Source organism: Flavobacterium calami (genome assembly GCF_038290035.1).
GTDB lineage: Bacteria > Bacteroidota > Bacteroidia > Flavobacteriales > Flavobacteriaceae > Flavobacterium > Flavobacterium calami.
In genome coordinates, this window is the sequence record NZ_JBBYHS010000006.1 from 142,823 (window position 1) to 163,616 (window position 20,794).

Sequence of the window (20,794 nt, forward strand, 5' to 3'; positions counted from 1 at the left end):
TTTTATTACTTAAAAATTCAGTTTCATTTTCAAATTATTATATATTCCGCTTATTTTCTAAATCTTTTAATCTAAATTTCCATCGATGAAGATTGTTAATCATTAACAGGATTCTGACTATGATAGAAAATATAATAATACTGGCTGCAATAATTAAGGTTATAGACAAAAAAGATTGCAATGTTGTTTCTATTAAAAGTAAAAAAGCAAAAATTGCACTAATCATAAGTGTTGTTTTTTTATGACCAAATCCTGCTCCAAGAAATAAATGATGCAAATGTGATTTATCGGCACTAAAAGGAGAATTACCTCTTTTAATTCTTCCCATATAAACCCTTAAAGAATCGAAAACCGGAATTGAAAAAAATAAAATAAGTAATAGTACAGTGTAACTAAAAGAGTTTTCTTTGCCTATTTCGTGTTTTTGCAAAAATTTAATCGCCTCTGTGATTAAAATAAATCCGATGAATAAAGAACCCGAATCTCCCATAAAAATCTTTTCCTTCCCTAAATTGAATCTTAAAAATCCTAAAATGGCTCCAATAAATAAAATACTGGAAAATATCAGATTATAATCCTTAAAATAAATCGCAATTATAAGAAGGATAAAAAAACCTAATAATGACAGTATTCCTATTAAACCATCAACTCCATCCATGAGATTAAACGCATTGACAACTCCTGTAATGATTAAAATTGTTAACAAGTACTGTTGCCAGATTACAATTTCATAAACTCCAAACACACCAAACAAAGATGTTATTCTTGTACCGGAAAATGCAATTATAAGAGCTAACAGAAACTGAATAATCAATTTATACTTAGCACAAATGTCTTTTTTGTCATCGATAACACCAACAATTAATAAAACCATTGCCGATGCTAATATTGGAAGATATTCTCTTAGAAACGAAAGTCTGTAATTTGACACAAAAATCGTAGTTAAAACTGCCAGGGCAATTGAAATACCACCCACTAATGGTATAGCTGTCAAATGAACCTTCCTGTAATTAGGTTTGTCTACAAGATTCACTTTAATGGCAATATTTCTAATTACCGGAATAAATACCAGAGCCAAAATTAAGGATAAGAATCCATAGGATAAAAATTCAAATAGTGCTTTCATGGTTTTTTAGTTTTCGTAAAAAAAATTACTATTCTGTAAATGAAGTAATTGATAATCCTGCAAAAAAGAGGTCTCCAAACTTTGCAGTTCCGAAGAAACGCAAGTTTTTTCTTTGCTTGAAACTGCTTCTTTAATTAACAGTTCATATAATCTGGATATAGTTTTCCAGGTGTAACGTCTTTCTGCAATTATTGACATTTGATGCGCTATATTTAGCAATTCTCTTTCAGAAAGAATGTTTAATTCTCCAACTAAATCCTCTACAGACGAGAAATAAACTGCTTTACCTTCGGTAGTTGTGATATTATAAGAAACTTTAAAAGCAAGAACAGGCAGCTTTAAATACATTGCCTCAACAAGAGAAGGATTTGTTCCCCCGGCAGAATGTCCGTGAATGTATAACGATGCGTTTCCTCTGATTAAATCTATTTCACGCTGTTCGTATATGGGATCTAATAAATTAATATTAACCGCATCTTTATATTTTTGCTTTAATTTTTGACCATAATCACTATTATTCCAATTGCCAACAAGAACTAAAGTCATCTCGCTTTTTATTTTAAAAGCTTCCAATACTAAATGAACATTATTCTCCGGTTCAATCCTACATACTTTTACAGCATATTTTGTTTTCAAAAATGGATACTTTTCAAAATCATCACTTTTGGGCGATACCTTCATCGTATGATCGGCTCCATACTCAATAACCCGGCTTAATGTTTTGTATCGAATTGCTGTGTAATCCTGTATTGATTCATTATCTGAAATATCGATATGCGAATATTTAACAGCAATCTTCTCTGACCACCACAAATATAGTTTTGCCAGCAAAGACCATTTATCCCTTTTCCATTCTATACCATCAATAGAGATTATAATTTTCTTGTTTGTAAACAATCTTACAAAGGGCAATAACCAGGCACCTGCTACACCCAATATCAATAAAACATCATTACGCCACAAAGCATGGAGAATGGAAAGAGAATCATAAGGGATACTTTGGATTCCATTTGCTTCAAGCGGAATATAATGCAGCTTTGCTCCTTTGTATGATAATAACCGCTCTTCCTTTCTATATTTCTTTTTAGAACAATAAACCGTAAAATCATATTTATCAGATAAGTTGCTTACCAAATGATCTGCAAGGGTTTCAAATCCTCCATATTTTGCCGGTAAACCTACTGTGCCAATAATGGCGATTCTTTTATTTTTCATAGCTTATTAAATTTAAAATATACTATGCCAAAATCGTACTAAAAAACAAAAACCACTGATTTACAATGCTTTAAAAATACAATTGAATTGAAATTTTCCATATTTTGGATTCTATTTCATTTATTGGAATATTAGTTCAAAAGATTTTTTTTCAAATAATTCTAAACGATATTGTTTACTCATTTCAAAAGCATTAGAACTCATTGCTCTATATAATTCCTTGTTTTCAAAAAGTTTGTTTAGCTTATCTGAAATCTGATCAATTTTTTTACTTTCTATTAAGTAACCGTTTTTGCCCTCTTTGACTAGTTCTGTGACGCCTCCAACCTGAGGAACAATTGTAGGCAGACCATACGCCATAGCCTCAAGAATGGTTAAACCAAATGTTTCTACCCAAAGTTTAGGATCTGATAAATTCAATACAACACTTGCTTCTTTATAAAATGAATGTGTATTTGTTTGTGTGGGATAAACAACTAAATTTTTAGGAATTTTTACATCATTAAAATATTGCTCTATCTCTAAAATTGATGCATTTACCACCAGTTTAAATAAATATCCTGAGTTAGTCTGCGCTAATTTTAAAAACTCATCTACTCCTTTGTATGCCTTTAATGAGCATATCATTAAAACAATCTGTTTTTCTTTGTCTAAACTTTTATTTACTAAAGCCTGTTTTACAAAATCCTCTTCTAAAACATTATAAATCACCGTTTTTCGAACATTTACAGATTCACTATTTGCTAAATAATCCGAAACATAAACTACCTCATCTGCAAATAAATTCAGTACTCCAAAAAGAAATTTCTTGAATAATATGGGTTTCATACTCGTTTCGTGCACATGATAAATCACTTTATTACCTCTTAGTTTTCCAGCAATCGCAGCCCCAAAAGGAAGCACGGTATTGATATACACCACATCGTTCTTTTTCAAATTAAACAGCAACTTAGCCGCAAGTAAAAATTGGCTGGTCATAAGAAAAAGAAGTCTCAATAAAGGATTTCTCATAAATTTATACCAGTAAAATTGATATTTTACATCTGGTAATCCAGACAGAAAACCTTCACGTCCACTACAGGTGTACAACTGTAGTTCAAAACCTCTTTTAGCCCATCCGCTAAGCAATTGTTTCAATACTTTAGGGCTACCGCTGTAATCGTTTAATAAATGAATGGCAATAATTCTCATTTTATAAAGTATTATAAATTGTATTTAAATGCTCTCCTCTACTCTCCCATGTAAATCTCTCTAAATAGCGTTTTCTTGCGTTAATGCTCATGTCTAAAAGCAATTTATTACTTAGATACAATTTATTTAAAGCTTCCTTCAGATTAAAAATTGTTGAAGAATAATCGGAATGAGGAATTACAAAACCACAGTCGGGTGTGATGTATTGCCCCGGACCAATATTATCAAGACATATTACAGGCAAACCAAACGATAAAGCCTCTGCTACTACCATTCCAGCCCCTTCATGTGATGGAAACATAAATACGCTTGCTTTTTCATACAATTTCATCAACTCTTTACGTTCAATCCATTCGATTATTTCTATATTATCCTGAAACTTACTCTCAGCAATTATTTTCTCATAAAACATTCTCTCTGGCCCTGATCCAACAAGTGTTAGTTTACAATTGGCTCGGTCTGATAAAGGAATAGAATATAAAAAAGTAATAAAAGAACGAATGGTAAGATCAAATCCTTTGAGTGGTACAAAGCGTCCGGCACTTATCACATGAAAGTTCTTTTTTTTGTCATTAACACCTTTACTAAAATCCTCTGAAGCTACAGAAGGAAATACAGAATAAGAACTTCCTTTGAGATTAAGTTTTTCTACTACTCCCGTATTCATACACCATATATGGCTTGCATTGCTTACTGTTTTTTTAAGAGCTGTTGAGTAATTCCAGAACATATTCTTTACAAGCCAGGTAAGACGATCTTTAATAAAATATTTTAATGAATAAGACCTTAAATAAACACCCGGAATAAGCGGATGATGCCCTACAGGTCCCCAAACCATAGGCTTTTTTAGTTTCCATAAAAAACTTGGCGTCCAGTCATTGTGAAAATTTACATTATGCACAATATCAAAATTGAGTTTTTTGCTTTTGATATGCTTCACGATTCCTTTTTGCCACATATAATAATACAGCATAGCGCCTCGGCTTCCTTTTTTCCAAAATCTCATCCAATACGGAAGATCAAAATATAAAAAAGTAATGTTGTTGTAAATTTCATCCGGATTTTGTTGCATATAAAATTCTATTGCTGCCTTGTTATTTTCTCTGGTAACAGCAATTACCTTATTAAACCGGGCTATTTGTTTTACAAAGTTCCATCCCATTGCATCTTCTGATCCTTTAAAAGGATTTATGGCATAGCAGCTGGCCAAAATAATTTTAGTACTCATAATCTCGATTTTAAAAGTTTAGAAGGCACTCCTCCAATAATACTATCTTTAGGAAATGATTTAGTAACTACGCTCCCTGCAGCTATCACACAGCCATCTCCAATTTCTACCCCGTCTAAAATGGTAACCTTACTTCCAATCCAGCAATTCTTACCAATCTTTATTCCTTTTCGGGTAACTCCCTGATGTCTTATTAAAACGTCCTGATGCTCGTAATTATGGTTCTCCGGATGACAGCTTAAATACTGTCCTACGATACAATCATCTCCAATTTCCAGACCGCCTGCTCCGCCCAGATAAGCAAATTCACCAATCCCTACATTATTCCCTATTATAATCCTGTCTCCTAAATTATTTAGGGAAGTTGAAATTATTACCCGGCTAAAAGCTCCTATACTAACGTTATCTCCAAACCAAATTCCGTTTTTACCCAGAGCTGAAATAGCAACATAATTACCTAATTTTAAAAACCTTCCCCAATGTATTTTTGAAGGATTAAAAAAAGTAACCGCTTTCCCAAGCATAAGTCCTTTTGTCTTTTTGAAGTAAAAAACAACAAATACTCCTCTGATAATAGCAATACCTTGTATCCAAAAAAATTGTAATAATGCCAATGAATCTAAATTCTCATCAAACTTAAAAGTAGGATTTCGCAGCTGTATAAGTTTTTGTAAAAGAGCTTTCATATTATTTATTAATTATAGTTTGTAAAACAATGCTTAGGGTCTGATCAATTTCTTTATTTTCAATTGTTTTATAAACTGTAGAACTGCTTATTTTTTCCAATTTACTGAAGAGATTGCAATAGTTAATTGTGAGTTCATTTATAACTTTCTCGTCTAATTCTTTTTTTCTGTTAAGAATAGTTTCTGCATCTGCAAAAAGAAAAAAATTGAATTTAGGTTTGAGCAGTAATTTATATCCTAAGAATGATATTTTTTTGGATAAAATAAGATTGCTTCTTTTACTATCTTCAATAAAATCAAAATAATAACGATCATAAATCACCACATATCCTCTAATAGTATACTTTATTAAAATAATAAACTGACCAAAAAAATAATCTGCATAATAATAGGCAAAACGTACTAAAGAAGAGAACACACTTTTATTAGTTCCTGAATGGGGCAGTGTGTTTTCAAAACTTTCCTGAGCTTTTTTTCCTCTAAAAAGAACGCTGATAATAGGCAGTACAGAAGGACGATGACGCAAAATAACTACAGGCTTTCTTAGCTGCTTTTCGACCATGTTTTTTACATTTTCAATTATGGTAGATTTTCCGGCTCCGTCTACACCACTAAAAGTTATTACATACCCTTTAGAAAAACTGCAAAAAAGTTTGTCATACAGATAATAAACTAAATTCCTTAAATAATAAATCCCCTTGTTTTGTTTATCCCTACTGAGTTCTTTAAGCAAATCTCTTTTATTCAGACAAACGTCCTGAATGTCCTGATTAAAATCATTTTTTATAATTTGATTTGCTGTATGTTCTTTGTACATTTTATATTTTTGGGGAACTGCTGCATCATTCAAAATATAAAATCTATTGAGATAACTTTGAGTATCTAAAAACGATAAAGTTTTTACTCCAAAGCTATTCATACAAGCATTTTCTAAGGCTTTTTTTGCATCCATAAAAACAATATTCCTCCTTTTAAATTCCCAAATTAAATCAATTGATAAAAAGGAACCATCTATCATTACAGCTTGCAAAGTATCCATAAAAGATTTTTTGTTCTGCGATACTTTTACCACTAATGAATGGTTTGTGATTAAATTAAAAATGGATGAAGAAAGACTTTTATTAATCAGAATATCGATATCAGAATTAATACTGAGTTTGTCCGGATAATCATTTGGAAATTTAATAGATGCATACTCCTTGTTTTGTAAGGCATCAAAAACATCCATGATTATAAGCTCCCTGGCTGTTTTTTCTTTAATAACGAATTCGTTCAAAGCCTCATTCCATATTTGTAATAACCAATCTACCTGAAGGTGCCATTTAGGTTGGAGAGCATAAGTTTTTAAGTAACTCATACAATTTATAAGTAAATAAAACTTTAAATATTTAGCCTGAATTTCCAAATCGTAATTAAAAAGAAAACTGGCCGATTCACCGCTGCATTGCTCTTCTATATCGTTATAAATTTCTTTCCATAATTTTCTATCTACTAAAATTCCCTGTTGTATGATGAAATGAAAATAATCAAATCCTGTTGGTCTGTCATAAGCAAATAACTCCCAATCGTACAATGAAATTTTTTCTTTACTCTCAAACATGTTCCATGAGGTAAAATCACCATGCGAAAGCGATACATTGATATAATCCTCCTGAGAAATGCCATCAAGGAGCCTCTCTATCTTTCTGATCATGTTTTTGGGTATCCTGTCGTCGTTGATTTGACTGAAATCAAATTTTAATTCATTGAATAATTTCCAATCTTTGATTTGAATTAAATGATGTCCTCTAAAATTCATTTCAGTTAATGCCTTAAGATGTGCAATTTCAATTCTTTTGGTACGTTTCCCATCACAGCTTATATCCGAGAGCTGAATGACATTCTCTGAAATTTGTTTTGACTTTGGCGTTTGAAAAAAATCAAAAGCTATCTTAGATAAAATTTTATGTTCTGAGTTTATTAGTCTTTTTGCATTAGAAGTTGTTGCTATTTTAAAAAAAGAAGCATCAGCATATAAAATAGCCTTATTATTAGTGCCAACGGTTCCTGTAAATAATGCCCAATTATCTGTACAATCAAAAAAGGAGTTTTCCTGTTTTTTAAAATAATAGGTCATTTTATTAAAAACAACTTTCTGTACTTTTAATTTAAAGATAATTTTGACTGCCCATGTAAAGATTTTGGCCCGGATGCCTCCCACATTGTAAAATTTCAGAAAAAGAGGCTCTAAATTATTTGCGTTCCAAATCCATCTGATGGAGCCGTTAGGATTTTTAATAAAAAGAACATCCTGAACTACATCCTGCTCGCTATTTTTTTGATTAGAAATAGTGTATCCGATTTTGCTAAATATATTTTCCATAATAAAAAATTTTATTATAAATACATTTTAAAAAACCATGCCCAAACAGCAAACCACTGAAAAACAACAACTTAAACAATTGTCATTGTTCATTATTTTCCAGATTATGGAAAAATTATATTATTTGGAAATCTTTACTTATAAGATCTGGTCTTCTTTTTCTTAAATAAATTTTCTGCTCTGAAGTCAAATGTTTGTTACTTTTAAAACAAACAGAAAAAATGATCATTTGATAAAACAAGATCCCATAATTACTTTCACCAAAAATTCCAAACTCTGTAAATGAATTTATTAGAATCGGAATAAGAATTCCGATAAGCATTAAACGATTTTCTTTATCCTCATAAAAAAAAGCCCTGAGGGTAAAGAGTAACTGAAAAATGGCCGTGCATAGCCCAATAAAGCCCAGATTCATGAGTACCTGCATAAAGGTATTATGTGTCATTTTTCCGGGATAAGTATGCACACTTTGAAAAAACTCTTTGTAATCAATTCTCATATAACCAAAGCCCAATAAAGGTTCTCTGGGTAAACCTTCGGTTATCAGTGCCTGCCAAAAAGGTAATCGTCCGGTTAAAGTCATTATTTCTTCCAGACGCTTTTGATCGCCGCCTTTTAAAATAATTTGGTTTACAGCAAATGGAACAACCATAAGTACTCCTGCTATAATAGCCAGTTTTAACCCTTTCTTTTTAGTCTGATTGATATGAAAAAAAATAATTAATAAAACACCTATTAATGAAGATCTTGAACCTGTCATAAATAAAGCATAAAAAATCACCAGAATTTTTATAATAGTCCATACTTTATTTTTTTTTCGGTACAAATCAAAAATAAGGCAGGCGACACCAACCCCGGCAAGCATTCCCAGTTCGTTGGGGTTCATCATTACACCGCCCAGCCTGGCCTCCTCACCTCCATTGGTGAGCCTGAAAAAAGTATCGGGATCAATCCACATTCCGGCAACAAAAATGGTTTGTAAAACAAATACTGAATTTCCTAAAAGATGATACAATCGTATGGAATGCCCTTCAAAAAAAGCATCTAATATTTTTATGCTTTTGATAAAAAAATAAGTAAAAACCATACTTTGAAAAGTCATAAACCATTGCAAGGCACTAAATCCAGGATTAGTACTCCACATAAAAGACAAAAAACCCAGTCCTAAATACCCAAAGTAAAATAAGGGAGAAAATATGTTTTTATAACTTAATGTGTTTACTGCCCCGTATCTTATTATCTTACTATATATGAGAATTGAAGAAAACATCAGCCCCATTCGGCCGACCACCTTTATGCCCCGGGTAATAGTTACATTTTCGCTCCATGTAAAAAAACAAGCTACCATGAGCAGTAAAACAATAAACATATAATTATTGATTGTTTTCAAAAAAGAGCTGTGGTCTATGATGGTCTTTTCCATTATATTTGATATAAGTCCGTATTAAATTTCAAGAGAAGCTTATTCCAGTTGTAATTTTCTCTTACCATATTGATTGCGTTACGCTGCATGGCTATAAACTCTTCTTTTTTGCTGTAAATCATAAACATCTCGCTCATTGCTTTTTCCAGCTTTTCGCTGCTCTGACAATAAATTGTTCTGCCGGAGTTGTATTTTACAACTTCTGAACCAATGTTTGTAGCATCTGTTACGATACAGGGTTTTCCGTAACTGGCCGCTTCAATAACCGAAAGCGGCAGCCCTTCATTTCTAGACGGATGAACAAAAACATCCATTCTCTGTAATAATTCATCTTTGTCCTGACCAAATTTACTTCCGTAAAGTATCACACTATTATCTAATGAATTTTTGGAAATAATATGCTGTAACTCCTGCTTTTCTTTGCTGTCTCCAAGAATCCAAAGCACGGAAGAGGGTTCTTTGACATGAAATTTTTTGAATGCTTTTATCAAAGTGTCTAATCCTTTGGTATAAATATCCAGCCTGCCTATAAATCCAAAAATAATATTATCCTCTGCCACTTTCTTTAACTCTATTACAGGATTATTTTCGAAACCATAAGGGAGCAGAATTATTTTTTTTGTGTTAAAAATTCTTTTTAGACCATGTACTTCGCTCTTACCAATACAATGAATATTATAAGCTCTTTGAAGTATCTTTTTTTCAAAAAAATAAAAGTAAACTTTCTTCAACAGACTGTTTTTTTTCATGGCAATGGTATTATAAGCACCGTGTGGTGTAAAGACAAATTTTATATCATGCTTAAAAAACAATTTTGCCAAAGTATAATATACCGGAATCCAGCCTCCATGAAGATGAAAAATGGCGTTGCCTTTTGTATTGATTATTGCTTCTTTAAGTTCTTTTGAAAAGAAAAAAGGAAACTTTCTTTTTTGAAACAGTCTTGTCTCAAAATTACGGGCTTCAAAATTTATTTCCAGATTTTCGGTAATGCCCCATACAACTACTTTTTCTCCAAAAGCAGCTTGTTTTTCTGCCAATTGATGCACTACTTTGTTTACCCCATTCATTCTTTGGGGATTTGCTTTTCCGAGAATTAGGTGAATTATTTCCATAACTGAAATTGTTTTTTGTGTAATTGATATTTCCAATATAAAATCATAATGATTTGATTGAGTATTAGCCCTGTCACAGCTCCGTAAAGTCCCGAATATTTTAATAAAAAATGAAACGTAACCAGTGAAGTAATAAAAGAGAATAAGTACCCTGTGAAAAAAATCTTATTCAACATTAATATCCTCACTGCAATTCGTATTGGATATCCTAAGAAAATGAAAAAATAAAGCAACGCTACCATTTTGATGACATAACCATAATACTGATATTTCTGACCTCCTACCATCACTATTATTTGATTCGAAAAAATAAAAAACACCAGTGTTAATAAACCAAAAACAGTCGCTCCCGCAAAAGTTAGCCTAAGCAGATATTCTTTTGCTGCTATAACATTTTCATGGTATAATAAAGCTATTTTAGGCAGGAAATAATTTTCAATTGTTTGTAATCCAATATTAATTATGCCGAAAAAAGATTGTACGAGTCTTAAAGCTCCTAAAGCCTCAATACCCAGATAAATACCTGCAACCAAAATAAAAAAATTGCTTGAACTCCATTGTACAACTGCCACACTTAACAACCACTTTCCTTCTTTAATATGAGCTGGAGCATATAATCGCCATGCAGCAGGTTTTTCATAGTTTTTTATCATAAATAAAAATCCCGGCAAGGTTACAATCAAATTACTGAGTCCTATAATAAGTAGTACTTGCGACAGTTTTATTCCATCCAATACAAAAACAAAAGGAATAAAAATCAGGAACAAAATATCCATAATTAATACCTCTTTAATTCTGGACAAGCCCAAAAGTAATTTTCTGAAAAAATCATTAATCAAAAATCCTGTAACAAAACAAATCAATACACCAGCGCTCACCTGAAACAAGCTGGTTTTTATAAAAAAAAGGGACAGTATTACTATAAATACTGGGGGGATACATAATAGTAAGACCGTCCCAAGAAATAAAGCTGTGATGTATTGTTTTCTCTTTTCTATTTTTGCAACCATAACCTGAAATGGCTGTATAATCAGGGCATTCATAATACTTACTGCTAAATAAAGAAGTAATACTATTGAAGAGTACAGACCAAAACTTTTAATATCCAGCTTCTGAGCTAACAGGATTGTCAGGCAAAAATTGGTTCCGCTGCTAATAACCTGGTCAACAAAAGCTAAAAAAGAATCTTTGGCTATGAAAGCTTTTAGTAAGTCCATTTTGTAAAAATTAATGGTTAAAATATTTGTTGTATATTTTTTTCACAGACAAAAATATACTTGGATTATAACCTGCTTTATTGAGTATAAACGACAGGTTTGGCAAATGATACTCTTCCTGTAATAGTTCAATGTTTACTATACTCTTCTCCGCTGTTCTTCGGCTATCAAGTATTATAAAGTTTTGAGACGCTAAACTCATAAACAACAGAGCCAGTCTTCCTTTTTTTATACTTTGGTTATGAATGATACAGAGATCGTAATCTTTCATTTTTTCTCCAATTTCATTTTTAAATACAGACTGTGTCGCTCTAAGATATTTTGAGCCCGATAGATTGATATAATTGTTGTCATTTACCTGATTCTGAAGTTCTCCCGTCGTATCAACTACTAGTACCTTTCTTCCCTGAGTACAGAAAGCCCTGATAAGATTTTTAGAATGAAACAAATGCTCTCTTGTTTTGTCATAAGAACTAATGGTTATGATACCTTTTTGCTGTATCAGCCCTTTTAGTTCCATTTGCAATGCTTCTTTCAAAAAATGATCATCAGTTTGTTCTCTTTTTTTAATAAATGGAGTTGCAATTGCGACAGGAATTGTACTGTTTTTTTCTATCGTATAGGTATCGTTTACTTTTGCTTTTGCAAAATGAACTATATAGATTAATACTATAGAACCAAACATTCCCATAATAGCTGCAACAATGATAATTATAGCCCGAATTGGAGAAACTGGAGAGGTAGAAATTTCAGCCGGGCTTATTACTTTATGAAAAGCAATTTTAGCTGATTTTGCTATTTCGGCATCAATTCTTTTTTCATTGAGAAAATTATAATTCTTTTCATATAAATTAAAATCCCTGTTTAAAATGGCCAATTTTTTCTCTTTTTCCGGAAGACCTATAAAAGCTTTTTCAGATTCTTTAATTTCTCGTGAAAGTTCAGTATATTTTATCTGCAGATTATTCTCTGTATTTTTTATGCTCTCAATTTGATAGTCTGTCAAATCTTTTAGCTTGGCATCAATCACTTTTACTTTTTCATTTTCAGGAGTATATGTAAGCAAAAGATCTTTTTTTTCTGCCTGTAAGTTCTTCATATTCTTGACCATCTCTGTAGAGAGAAGATCCGTAAAAGCTTCAAAATTTGGAGCTAAATCAAGGAAATTTCCTTTACGGTTGGCGATATATTTATTTAAATCCTTAATGGCGTCAAGGCTCATTTTCAAATTGGCTTTCTCTATTTTTAGCTGTGCAATTTTTCTTAAATCTGTTTCAGTTTCCTGAGGTATGTTGATGATATGCTCTTTGTCTTTAAAATTTCGAATATTATTTTCTGAAGCTGCAAGTTTCTTATTAGAACTGTTAATCTCTTCTTTTAGAAAATCAACTGTAGTATCTGCAGCTCTGAATTTGCTTTCTATATAATCTTTTACATATACTTCTGCCAGTTTATTTACAAACAAAGCCGCTTTCTCAGGTACATTGCTTTTTAGATTTATACGTATTACAGGAACATCTTTATCAACCGATACGATATCGAGATTTTTATTGATTTTATCCATTAATTTTTGTTTACTTAAAAACTCAAACTCATAAAAATCAATAATTTTAAGGTCTTTTTTAGATTTTATAAAAGGTTCATTCAAATGAATTAAAACAGTGCCTCCTTTAATTGTAAAAAGCTTTCCAAATGAACCTTTTATACCTTTTTTTGAATTCGGGTAAAAGAATATAAACTCTTTATTAGAAATCACATCCAAACCATATTTTTTATCAAGTGCCTCCTCAGAGCTAAAAGTGCCTTCTATCAAAATGGGAGAATTCCTGAACAATTCTACAGACCGCATGCTGCCTTTTCTGTATATTTCTTTATCAAATGGCAGTTCATCAATAGCCTTTTCTATTAATAAGGATGATTTTAAAACTTCGATTTCTGTCGCTATTTTATTTGCTGAAGCGAAAACATCAAAATCCTTAAAAAGATTAGCGCTGGGAACCCCTTCCTGAACATCAGCCAATTTTAGCTTTGCTGTACTTTCATACATCGGAGTTACATAATTAAGGTATTTTTTGGCCGCCAGAATCGAAATTACAACTGCCAAAATTATAATAGGCAGTCCTCTGAAAAATGGTTTTAATATTCGTAAATTCTCATTCATATCTGTCTTTTTTATAATACTCCCATAATTATTGCCGCTGCACTTATTGTTGTGGTCAATGGTATGATTGTGGCTATTCGTTTATCAAATTCTTTGTTCTTTTTAGACGGAACAATAACGATGTCACCAGGATGCAGCTGTATATTGGTATTTAATATATTATTTCCCACAGTAAGGTCTAAATTGGTAACCTTTACATTTTCTCCTTCCTGTCTTAGGATTTTAACCGACTTTAGATTGGCATAAAACTCAAATCCTCCTGTTTTGCTAATTATTTCCAAAAGAGTTATATAATCTTTATCTATCGCAACTGTGTTTGGATTTCGAACTTCTCCTAAAACAATAATCTCTTTGTTGAGCACTTTTACATCTACAATTGGATTAATAAGCCATTTTTTAAGAGCTGTTTTCAACATTTCTTTTAACTCCGGAATGGTTTTACCCTCAACATTTATTGTTCCTATTTTAGGCATTTCGATAGTACCGTTTGTATCTACCATCAGCCATTTGCCATACACTTCATTTGAATTATAAATACCATAAACAGAACCTACACTCAAATTATCCTCTCCCCATACCGATATTGATATTTTATCATCTTTGCGTATCGTATATTGATATTCTTTGTTGTATTGAAAAGATTCATCAGCTTTAATTTCTGTTTGATTGACCAGTAAATTCTGTGTCTTACAGGAACAAAAAAATAAGGCTATAACAACTATGGCGGCTAATTTTTTCATAACATAATATTGAATTAAAAAATCGACAATAAACGTTTAATAAAGCCCGGGTAGGCATTCTTTAACTGCTCTTTTACAGCTATAATTTTAGTTATAATAAATTCCATTTTTTCATACACATCATTTCCTTTTATTACATAATCAAAAGCGCCATACTTTAAAGCATCTACCGCTGTCTCAATATTTTCCTGTCCGGAAATCATGACCACATATATGTTAGGATTGTATCTTTTAATCTTTTTAAGGACTTCAAATCCATTAATATCTTCCATATTGTGATCCAGAAAAATGATGTCTGGTTTTAGATGTAAATTTTTAATGCAGTCATTACCGTTAGAATAATGTGTAATGTCGTTATAGTTCATATTATCGAGATATTGCTTGTACACATTGGCACAAAATACATCGTCGTCTACGATAAAAAATTTAAATTGAGTTTTAGTTTCCATGATATCAGTTTTTATAGATAACATGTAAGCTATAGTTGAGCCAAAAAAATAAACCACTGATAATCAGTGGTTTATTTAAAAATATTATTGTTCCGTATTCCATTTTTTGGAATTGCTTCCAAAAAAAAACAGATAATTACTCTAAATTTCTTCCTTAAGTTGTTCTATAGCAGTAAGTAATGTATTTTTTATTTGAAAAAAAGTATTGGTAATTTTTTCTGTGTCAGAGCCTTCTTTACTAATTTTTTCTAACATTTTGATATCCTCAGTAATACTGGAGATTCCCATGGCTTCAATACTAGGCTTAATTTTATGAATAAGCTGACTCAACACTAAAAAATCATTAGAAGACAGAGCGGATTCTGCATTTGGAATAACCTCATTTATCTGATCAATAAAAATAATAATCATCTTTGTAATAAATTCGGGATTTCCTCTACTAATACTGTGTAAAGACTTTAAGTCATAAAGTTTTTCATTTTTTTCTTCGACAGCATCATCTACAGCATGGTGTTTATTAGTATATTTTGAAATGGTTTCAACAAGATCAAATTCCTCAAAAGGTTTTGTAATATAATCATCCATACCTGCATTTTTGCATTTATCAACTTCGCTTTTAAATGCGTTGGCTGTGAGTGCAATTATAGGCGTTTTTAATTTCAATTCCTCCCTGATTTGCATTGTTGCATCTATTCCATCCATTTCAGGCATCTGAACATCCATTAATATAATATCAAAACTTTTATTTTTTAAAATCTCTATTGCTTCAATACCATTTGCAGCTTCAGTAACCAAACAATTAAAGTAATTCAGTGAATTGATGGCGACCATTCTATTAATAATATTATCCTCCACCAGTAAAACATTAACTCCTGAAATATCAACATTAATTTCTTCCTGCACTTTTTTAATATTATCAATATTTCCTTTTTCCAAATCAATAATAAAACTAATTGTAGTTCCCAGACCTTTTTGGCTTTGAACATTAATTTTCCCTTTCATTAACTGGATTAGTTCTTTAGTAATAGCCATACCTAAGCCTGTACCACCAAATTTTCTGGTAATTGCTTTATCCTCCTGAGAAAATTTATTAAAAATATTTTCTGCAAAGCTTTGTTCCATTCCTATTCCAGTATCCTGAACAGAAATTTGCAGTCTCTGAAAAGTTCTTGCATCTTTTAATACTTCACACTTCAGGAATATTTTGCCTTTACTGGTAAATTTTAAAGAGTTGCCAACGAGATTAAATAATACTTGCTCTAATCTTAAAATGTCACCTTTTAACACATTGTGAACATCATTGGAAATCTGTTTTAATAATTTCAGTCCTTTTTTCTTTGCTAATGGCTCAAGGACGTTCATGACATTACCTATTACATTCTCAAAAACAAAATCCTCAACTTCAAGTGACATTTCTCCCGCCTCAATTTTAGAAATATCTAATATGTTATTGATGATTGATAACAAATGTTTTGATGCTACAGTACTGTTTTCTACATATTTTTTTTGAAGATCGGTTAAGTTTTGCCGCTCTAATTCCCTCAAAAAACCAATTATACCATTAAGAGGTGTACGAATTTCATGGCTCATATTGGCTAAAAAAGCCTCTTTTGCTTTAGAAGCCTGTTCTGCCTTTAGTTTTTCATTCTCCAGTTCAATTTCCATTTGCTTTTGTTCGGTAATATCCAGATGAATTCCTATAGATCCTACTAATTTACCTTTATCATCATAATTGGGTGCACCACCAATCGCCCACCATCTTAGTTCTCCCCTTTTATTCTTTACCGGAATTTGATAAACATCAGATACTCCTTTTTCGCGTAATTTATTTTTAGCATTTAATTTTTCGAGGTTCTCTCCAAAAACGAATGTTTTGGCAGGATTTAAACCGATTAATTCCTCAATTTCAAATCCGGATATGTTGGCAAAACTTTGATTAGCAAATTGAATTATTTCATTATTGTCGACTTCGATAAGCCCTAAATTCATATTCGCAATAATATTTCGGTATTTCTCCTCCTGAACTTTTAACTTAGTCTCTGTTTTTTTTCGCTCTGATATGTCCTGCATAAAGGAACAAAAGAATACTTCGCCATTTTGTTCTAAAGGTACGATAGAGATCTCCACAGGAAACTCATGCCCAACGTTATTAATTGCCGGCAGCTCTATTTGTTTGTTTAAAACAGGACCTTTACCTGTTTTTTCATAATATTTAAGGCCATTTACATGTCCATCTTTATGCCGGTCAGGAATAATAGTCTCGTTTAGTGTTTTGCCTAATACCTCTTCTTTTTTCCATCCAAAAATGATTTCAGCCTGATTGTTCCAAAAAGTTATTTTTCCTTTAATATCTATGGTAACAATAGCATTTAAAGAAGAATTCATAATGATCCTATTGCGCTCTTCACTTTGCTTAAGCAAATTCTTGCTTTTAGTTCTTTGCGTTACATCTGTAGATTTCCAAAGGTGCCCAATACATATATTATCAATAAAAATAGGAATATAATCCCTCTCAAAGAACCGATTGTCTATTGTTTCAAGTATTTCGCCTGTAACGATTTCTTTTCTTAATAAAATTTCCTCGATTCTTTTTCTATATGCTGCAGTATCTTTAAAGAGAACCTGAGCATCACTTATGTATTCATTAGGTTTTTTTCCAATCATTTCATCAGGAGAAGCACTAATATTACGCATATCACATAAATGCTGATTTACAAATAAAATAGTATCATTATTATCCACAACTAAGATTCCTGACTGAATATTTTCTAATAGTGTTTTTAAAAACTGAACGGTTTCAAATAATTTTTTCTCGGTTTCTTTTCTTTTGGTAATTTGCTCACTAACATATTTTGAAATAAAGAGAAGGTCATTTTTTTCTTCTTCATTTATTAATCCGTATCCCTGATCTAAGTGGGTAAGACTTTCGTAAAGATTTAAAATAGATTGTTGCTTTAATTCATATTCCTCCTTTAAATTCTGATTCACTTCGTTATATTCCTTTTCGCTTTCCTGAAACGAATGATCCATTAAATCCTTATCCCTTTCAAAAGATAAATAAGAATCATTCACCGTTTTTATAAAGGATTGAAAGGATGGATTATCCTGAAGATCAGCAGGTACATTTTTATTAATTTGTCTCTGTAAAAGCTTATGAAGATTCATAACTATTCTATTTCATTAATACAGGTAATTGTCATAGTCTGGTTGTGAAGTATACATTCTCCAAATGGTTTCAAAGGCGAAATCTCTCCATAAGAATAAAAACCGGAAATAATCGTATTACTGCCAAAAATCTCTGAAACCGCTTCAACCTCTTCGTCAATTCTGGAACCCAGAATTAGCTTTCGCCCGACACAGCTAATCAAAAGAGCCAATTTTGGATTAAAACTTTTTAGCTCTAAACATGAAGAAGCTGCGTCACTTGCCGCATCTATTAGTCTGTCAAAATTTGCTTTCATGAAACGCACTTTGCTTCCTTTGGGTATATCACCTGCAAAGGTCATGGTCTGATTGGTTTCGTCTATAGATAAAATAGTTCTTACAATAGGTTCATCAACTCCATCAATTTTGATTGACAACGGAAAAAGTAATGCGGAGCCTGGCAATTCATCTGCATATTTTCCTAAATATATTTTATAGAGATCCAGTACATTTTTTCCATCAATTTCATATAAAACATTACTTTCTGATTTTGTGACAATCCGCTCCAGTCCAAAACTCTCCCATCCTCCTAAAGAGCCATGAGACATGACTAATTTTTGCCCGTAAAAACCTATAGCTGCAATTTTGCCTTGCTGCGGAATTTCATTTAATCCCACCAGCGTTTTTTCAAACTTTGCGGCATCGCCTGCCAGCCCTCCAACGATTAATACTTCTTCTTTTTTTACTGCATTCATTCCGTTGACCAATTCACTTCCGTTTACTTTTCCGCCGTCCGAGAGTATCAAAATCATTTTTAAATTATCCTGATCAAATTTTTCGACCAAAGATGAACCGGCCTGAAAACTATTTTCATAAGCCGCAATATCAACCTCGAAAGTTTTAATTACCGTTGAGGAAAATTTAATTGCAGTGAGAGATATGGTATTATCCAGAACTTCATTTTCATATATTTCTCCTGCAGAAGAACAAAGAATTAATTGTGTGTCTGGGAATTTATTTTTTAACTGATTAAACACTTTTTCATCTGATAACAAATCTCTTGAACCAAAACCTAAAACCAAGTCTAAATCACCAAAATCTAAATTATCATCGTTAAATTCCCGTACAAAAGAATTATTTTCAAATAAAACTGTCGCTGTTTTCATTTACATTATTTTTTTTGTTTGACTAGACTGAATTAGGTTATAAATTGTAGATTTTCCGATATCTAATTGTTTGGCTGTTTTAAGTACATCTTCATTATTTTTTTTTAAATAATACAATATAATTTCAGTTGTAAACTCTTTTAAGGTTTTCTCTTCAGACAAGAAAAAATCAGTAGCGTTTATACTCTCAAAAGTTAAGTCATCCACAGAAATTTCATTATTTTCAGACATAACACAAGCCAGATCCATTATAGATTTAAGCTCTCTTATATTTCCGGGAAATTTGTATTTAAGTAATTTTTCTTTCGCTTCTTTTGAGATCGTAATACTTTTTAATTTGTTTTCTTTTGTAAAAAGATCACAAAAATGTTTTGCAAGAAGTAATACATCATATCCCCTTTCTCTTAAAGGCGGAAGCTCTATAGGAAGACCTGTAATTCTGTAATAGAGATCTTCTCTAAACGTTCCTTTTCTTACCTCTTCTTTTAGATCTTTATGAGTCGCTATTATTAGTCTTGCATTAAACTTAATGACTTCTTTGCCTCCCAGTCTTGTCACTTCACGTTCCTGAAGTACACGTAGTAATTTACTTTGAAGATGTAAATCGAGTTCTGCAATTTCATCCAGAAAAATTGTTCCTCCATCAGCTTGTTCAAATTTTCCAATTATTCTTTGATCTGCTCCTGTGAAAGCCCCTTTTTCATGCCCAAAAAATTCACTCTCAACCAATTCTTTTGGAATTGCGGCCATATTTAAGGCCACAAATGGTTTATTTTTTCTATCTGAGTTATAATGAATTGCTTTGGCTACAATCTCTTTACCGGTTCCTGTTTCTCCGGTGATAGAAACGTTTATATTAGTGCTTAAGGATTTGTTTATTTTATTAAAAACGACCTTTATAACATCGCTTTGTCCTAATATAGTGTTTTCAAAACTAAATTTTTGTTCCAGCTTTTCTTTTAATTCTTCTACTTCCTCAATTAGACTTAAGTTCTCCCTGATCTTAATAATCGAATTCCAAAGCAGTTCTTTGGTATGGGTATTTTTTACGATATAATCTTTTGCTCCAGATTTTAAAAAGTCAACAGCCACTTCAATTTCTTCCTGCCCACTTATAATGATAATGGGTATTTTATTGTTAATCTGTTGTATTTTTTTTAGCAGTACATCACCGGTTATATCAGGTAAACCAAAATCCAGACAAATGATGCCCGGGTTCTGATACAGATTGTCCAGACATTCTCTTCCGGTTTTAAACAGAAGTACTTCAAAATCAGGATTTAATTTAAGGTGATATCTTAAAGTTTCTCCAAAAAAAGGATCATCTTCAACTAAAAAAATTTTAAATGATTTCATCTGTAATCTCTTAAGTTTTAACTCACACTAAACTACAAAAAAAATCTTACACATTCACATTGTAACAGAATTGAACGAAATTATATTATTCTGAAAAACTTGCTTTTATATCACAATTCAGAGGAGTCAGGAAGGTAGATTTCTTTTAAATCGAACTTTAGACAATTAATAAGCAAACATTCAACTTAAGTTGAAAAAAAAGTATTAAATCTGCT

At 31.6% G+C, this 20,794-nt stretch carries 15 protein-coding genes; all 15 read right to left on the bottom strand.

Translation table 11 applies throughout. The annotated features are described in order from the left end of the window. Positions 1-37 precede the first annotated feature (37 nt). The 15 genes from AAEO57_RS07085 to AAEO57_RS07155 all read right to left on the bottom strand — a co-directional run bounded on the left by AAEO57_RS07085 (position 38) and on the right by AAEO57_RS07155 (position 20,579). Positions 38-1,126, bottom strand: coding sequence for a glycosyltransferase family 4 protein (locus tag AAEO57_RS07085; protein WP_341690996.1), 1,089 nt, complete (start codon positions 1,124-1,126; stop codon positions 38-40). 6 nt (positions 1,127-1,132) lie between these two features. Continuing rightward, positions 1,133-2,341, bottom strand: a complete 1,209-nt coding sequence (locus tag AAEO57_RS07090) for a DUF1972 domain-containing protein (RefSeq protein ID WP_341690998.1) — start codon at positions 2,339-2,341, stop codon at positions 1,133-1,135. 120 nt (positions 2,342-2,461) lie between these two features. Then, complete coding sequence (locus AAEO57_RS07095; protein ID WP_341691000.1) at positions 2,462-3,532, bottom strand: glycosyltransferase family 4 protein; 1,071 nt, start codon at positions 3,530-3,532, stop codon at positions 2,462-2,464. 1 nt (position 3,533) lies between these two features. Beyond that, positions 3,534-4,760 carry a glycosyltransferase family 4 protein gene (locus AAEO57_RS07100; RefSeq protein WP_341691002.1) on the bottom strand — a complete coding sequence of 409 codons (1,227 nt, stop codon included), beginning with the start codon at positions 4,758-4,760 and terminating at the stop codon, positions 3,534-3,536. After that, positions 4,757-5,446 (bottom strand): acyltransferase, encoded by a 690-nt coding sequence (locus AAEO57_RS07105; protein ID WP_341691004.1) that lies wholly within the window; start codon positions 5,444-5,446, stop codon positions 4,757-4,759. Before AAEO57_RS07105 ends, AAEO57_RS07100 begins: the two co-directional genes overlap by 4 nt. A 1-nt stretch (position 5,447) precedes the next feature. Then, positions 5,448-7,808 carry a nucleoside/nucleotide kinase family protein gene (locus AAEO57_RS07110; protein ID WP_341691006.1) on the bottom strand — a complete coding sequence of 787 codons (2,361 nt, stop codon included), beginning with the start codon at positions 7,806-7,808 and terminating at the stop codon, positions 5,448-5,450. A 115-nt stretch (positions 7,809-7,923) separates the two neighbouring features. Further along, on the bottom strand, positions 7,924-9,231 hold the full coding sequence (locus AAEO57_RS07115; RefSeq protein WP_341691008.1) for an O-antigen ligase family protein: 1,308 nt from the start codon (positions 9,229-9,231) through the stop codon (positions 7,924-7,926). Next, complete coding sequence (locus AAEO57_RS07120) at positions 9,231-10,346, bottom strand: glycosyltransferase family 4 protein (RefSeq protein ID WP_341691010.1); 1,116 nt, start codon at positions 10,344-10,346, stop codon at positions 9,231-9,233. The genes AAEO57_RS07115 and AAEO57_RS07120 overlap by 1 nt, the downstream gene beginning before the upstream one ends. Then, positions 10,337-11,563: an MATE family efflux transporter gene (locus tag AAEO57_RS07125; protein WP_341691012.1), complete on the bottom strand. Its 1,227-nt coding sequence runs from the start codon at positions 11,561-11,563 to the stop codon at positions 10,337-10,339. The genes AAEO57_RS07120 and AAEO57_RS07125 overlap by 10 nt, the downstream gene beginning before the upstream one ends. A gap of 10 nt (positions 11,564-11,573) precedes the next feature. After that, a complete protein-coding gene (locus AAEO57_RS07130) occupies positions 11,574-13,724 on the bottom strand; it encodes a GumC family protein (RefSeq protein ID WP_341691014.1) in 2,151 nt (716 codons plus the stop codon). A gap of 11 nt (positions 13,725-13,735) precedes the next feature. Then, positions 13,736-14,464: a polysaccharide biosynthesis/export family protein gene (locus AAEO57_RS07135; RefSeq protein WP_341691016.1), complete on the bottom strand. Its 729-nt coding sequence runs from the start codon at positions 14,462-14,464 to the stop codon at positions 13,736-13,738. Between the two features lie 14 nt (positions 14,465-14,478). Continuing rightward, entirely contained in the window at positions 14,479-14,913 is a 435-nt protein-coding gene (locus AAEO57_RS07140; RefSeq protein WP_341691018.1) for a response regulator, read from the bottom strand. A gap of 141 nt (positions 14,914-15,054) precedes the next feature. Further along, on the bottom strand, positions 15,055-18,078 hold the full coding sequence (locus AAEO57_RS07145) for a PAS domain S-box protein (protein WP_341691019.1): 3,024 nt from the start codon (positions 18,076-18,078) through the stop codon (positions 15,055-15,057). A 2-nt stretch (positions 18,079-18,080) separates the two neighbouring features. Continuing rightward, entirely contained in the window at positions 18,081-19,223 is a 1,143-nt protein-coding gene (locus tag AAEO57_RS07150; protein WP_341691021.1) for an FIST signal transduction protein, read from the bottom strand. Further along, the gene (locus AAEO57_RS07155) at positions 19,224-20,579 is read right to left on the bottom strand and encodes a sigma-54-dependent transcriptional regulator (protein WP_341691023.1); all 1,356 of its coding nucleotides are present in this window, start codon (positions 20,577-20,579) and stop codon (positions 19,224-19,226) included. Positions 20,580-20,794: the final 215 nt, after the last annotated feature.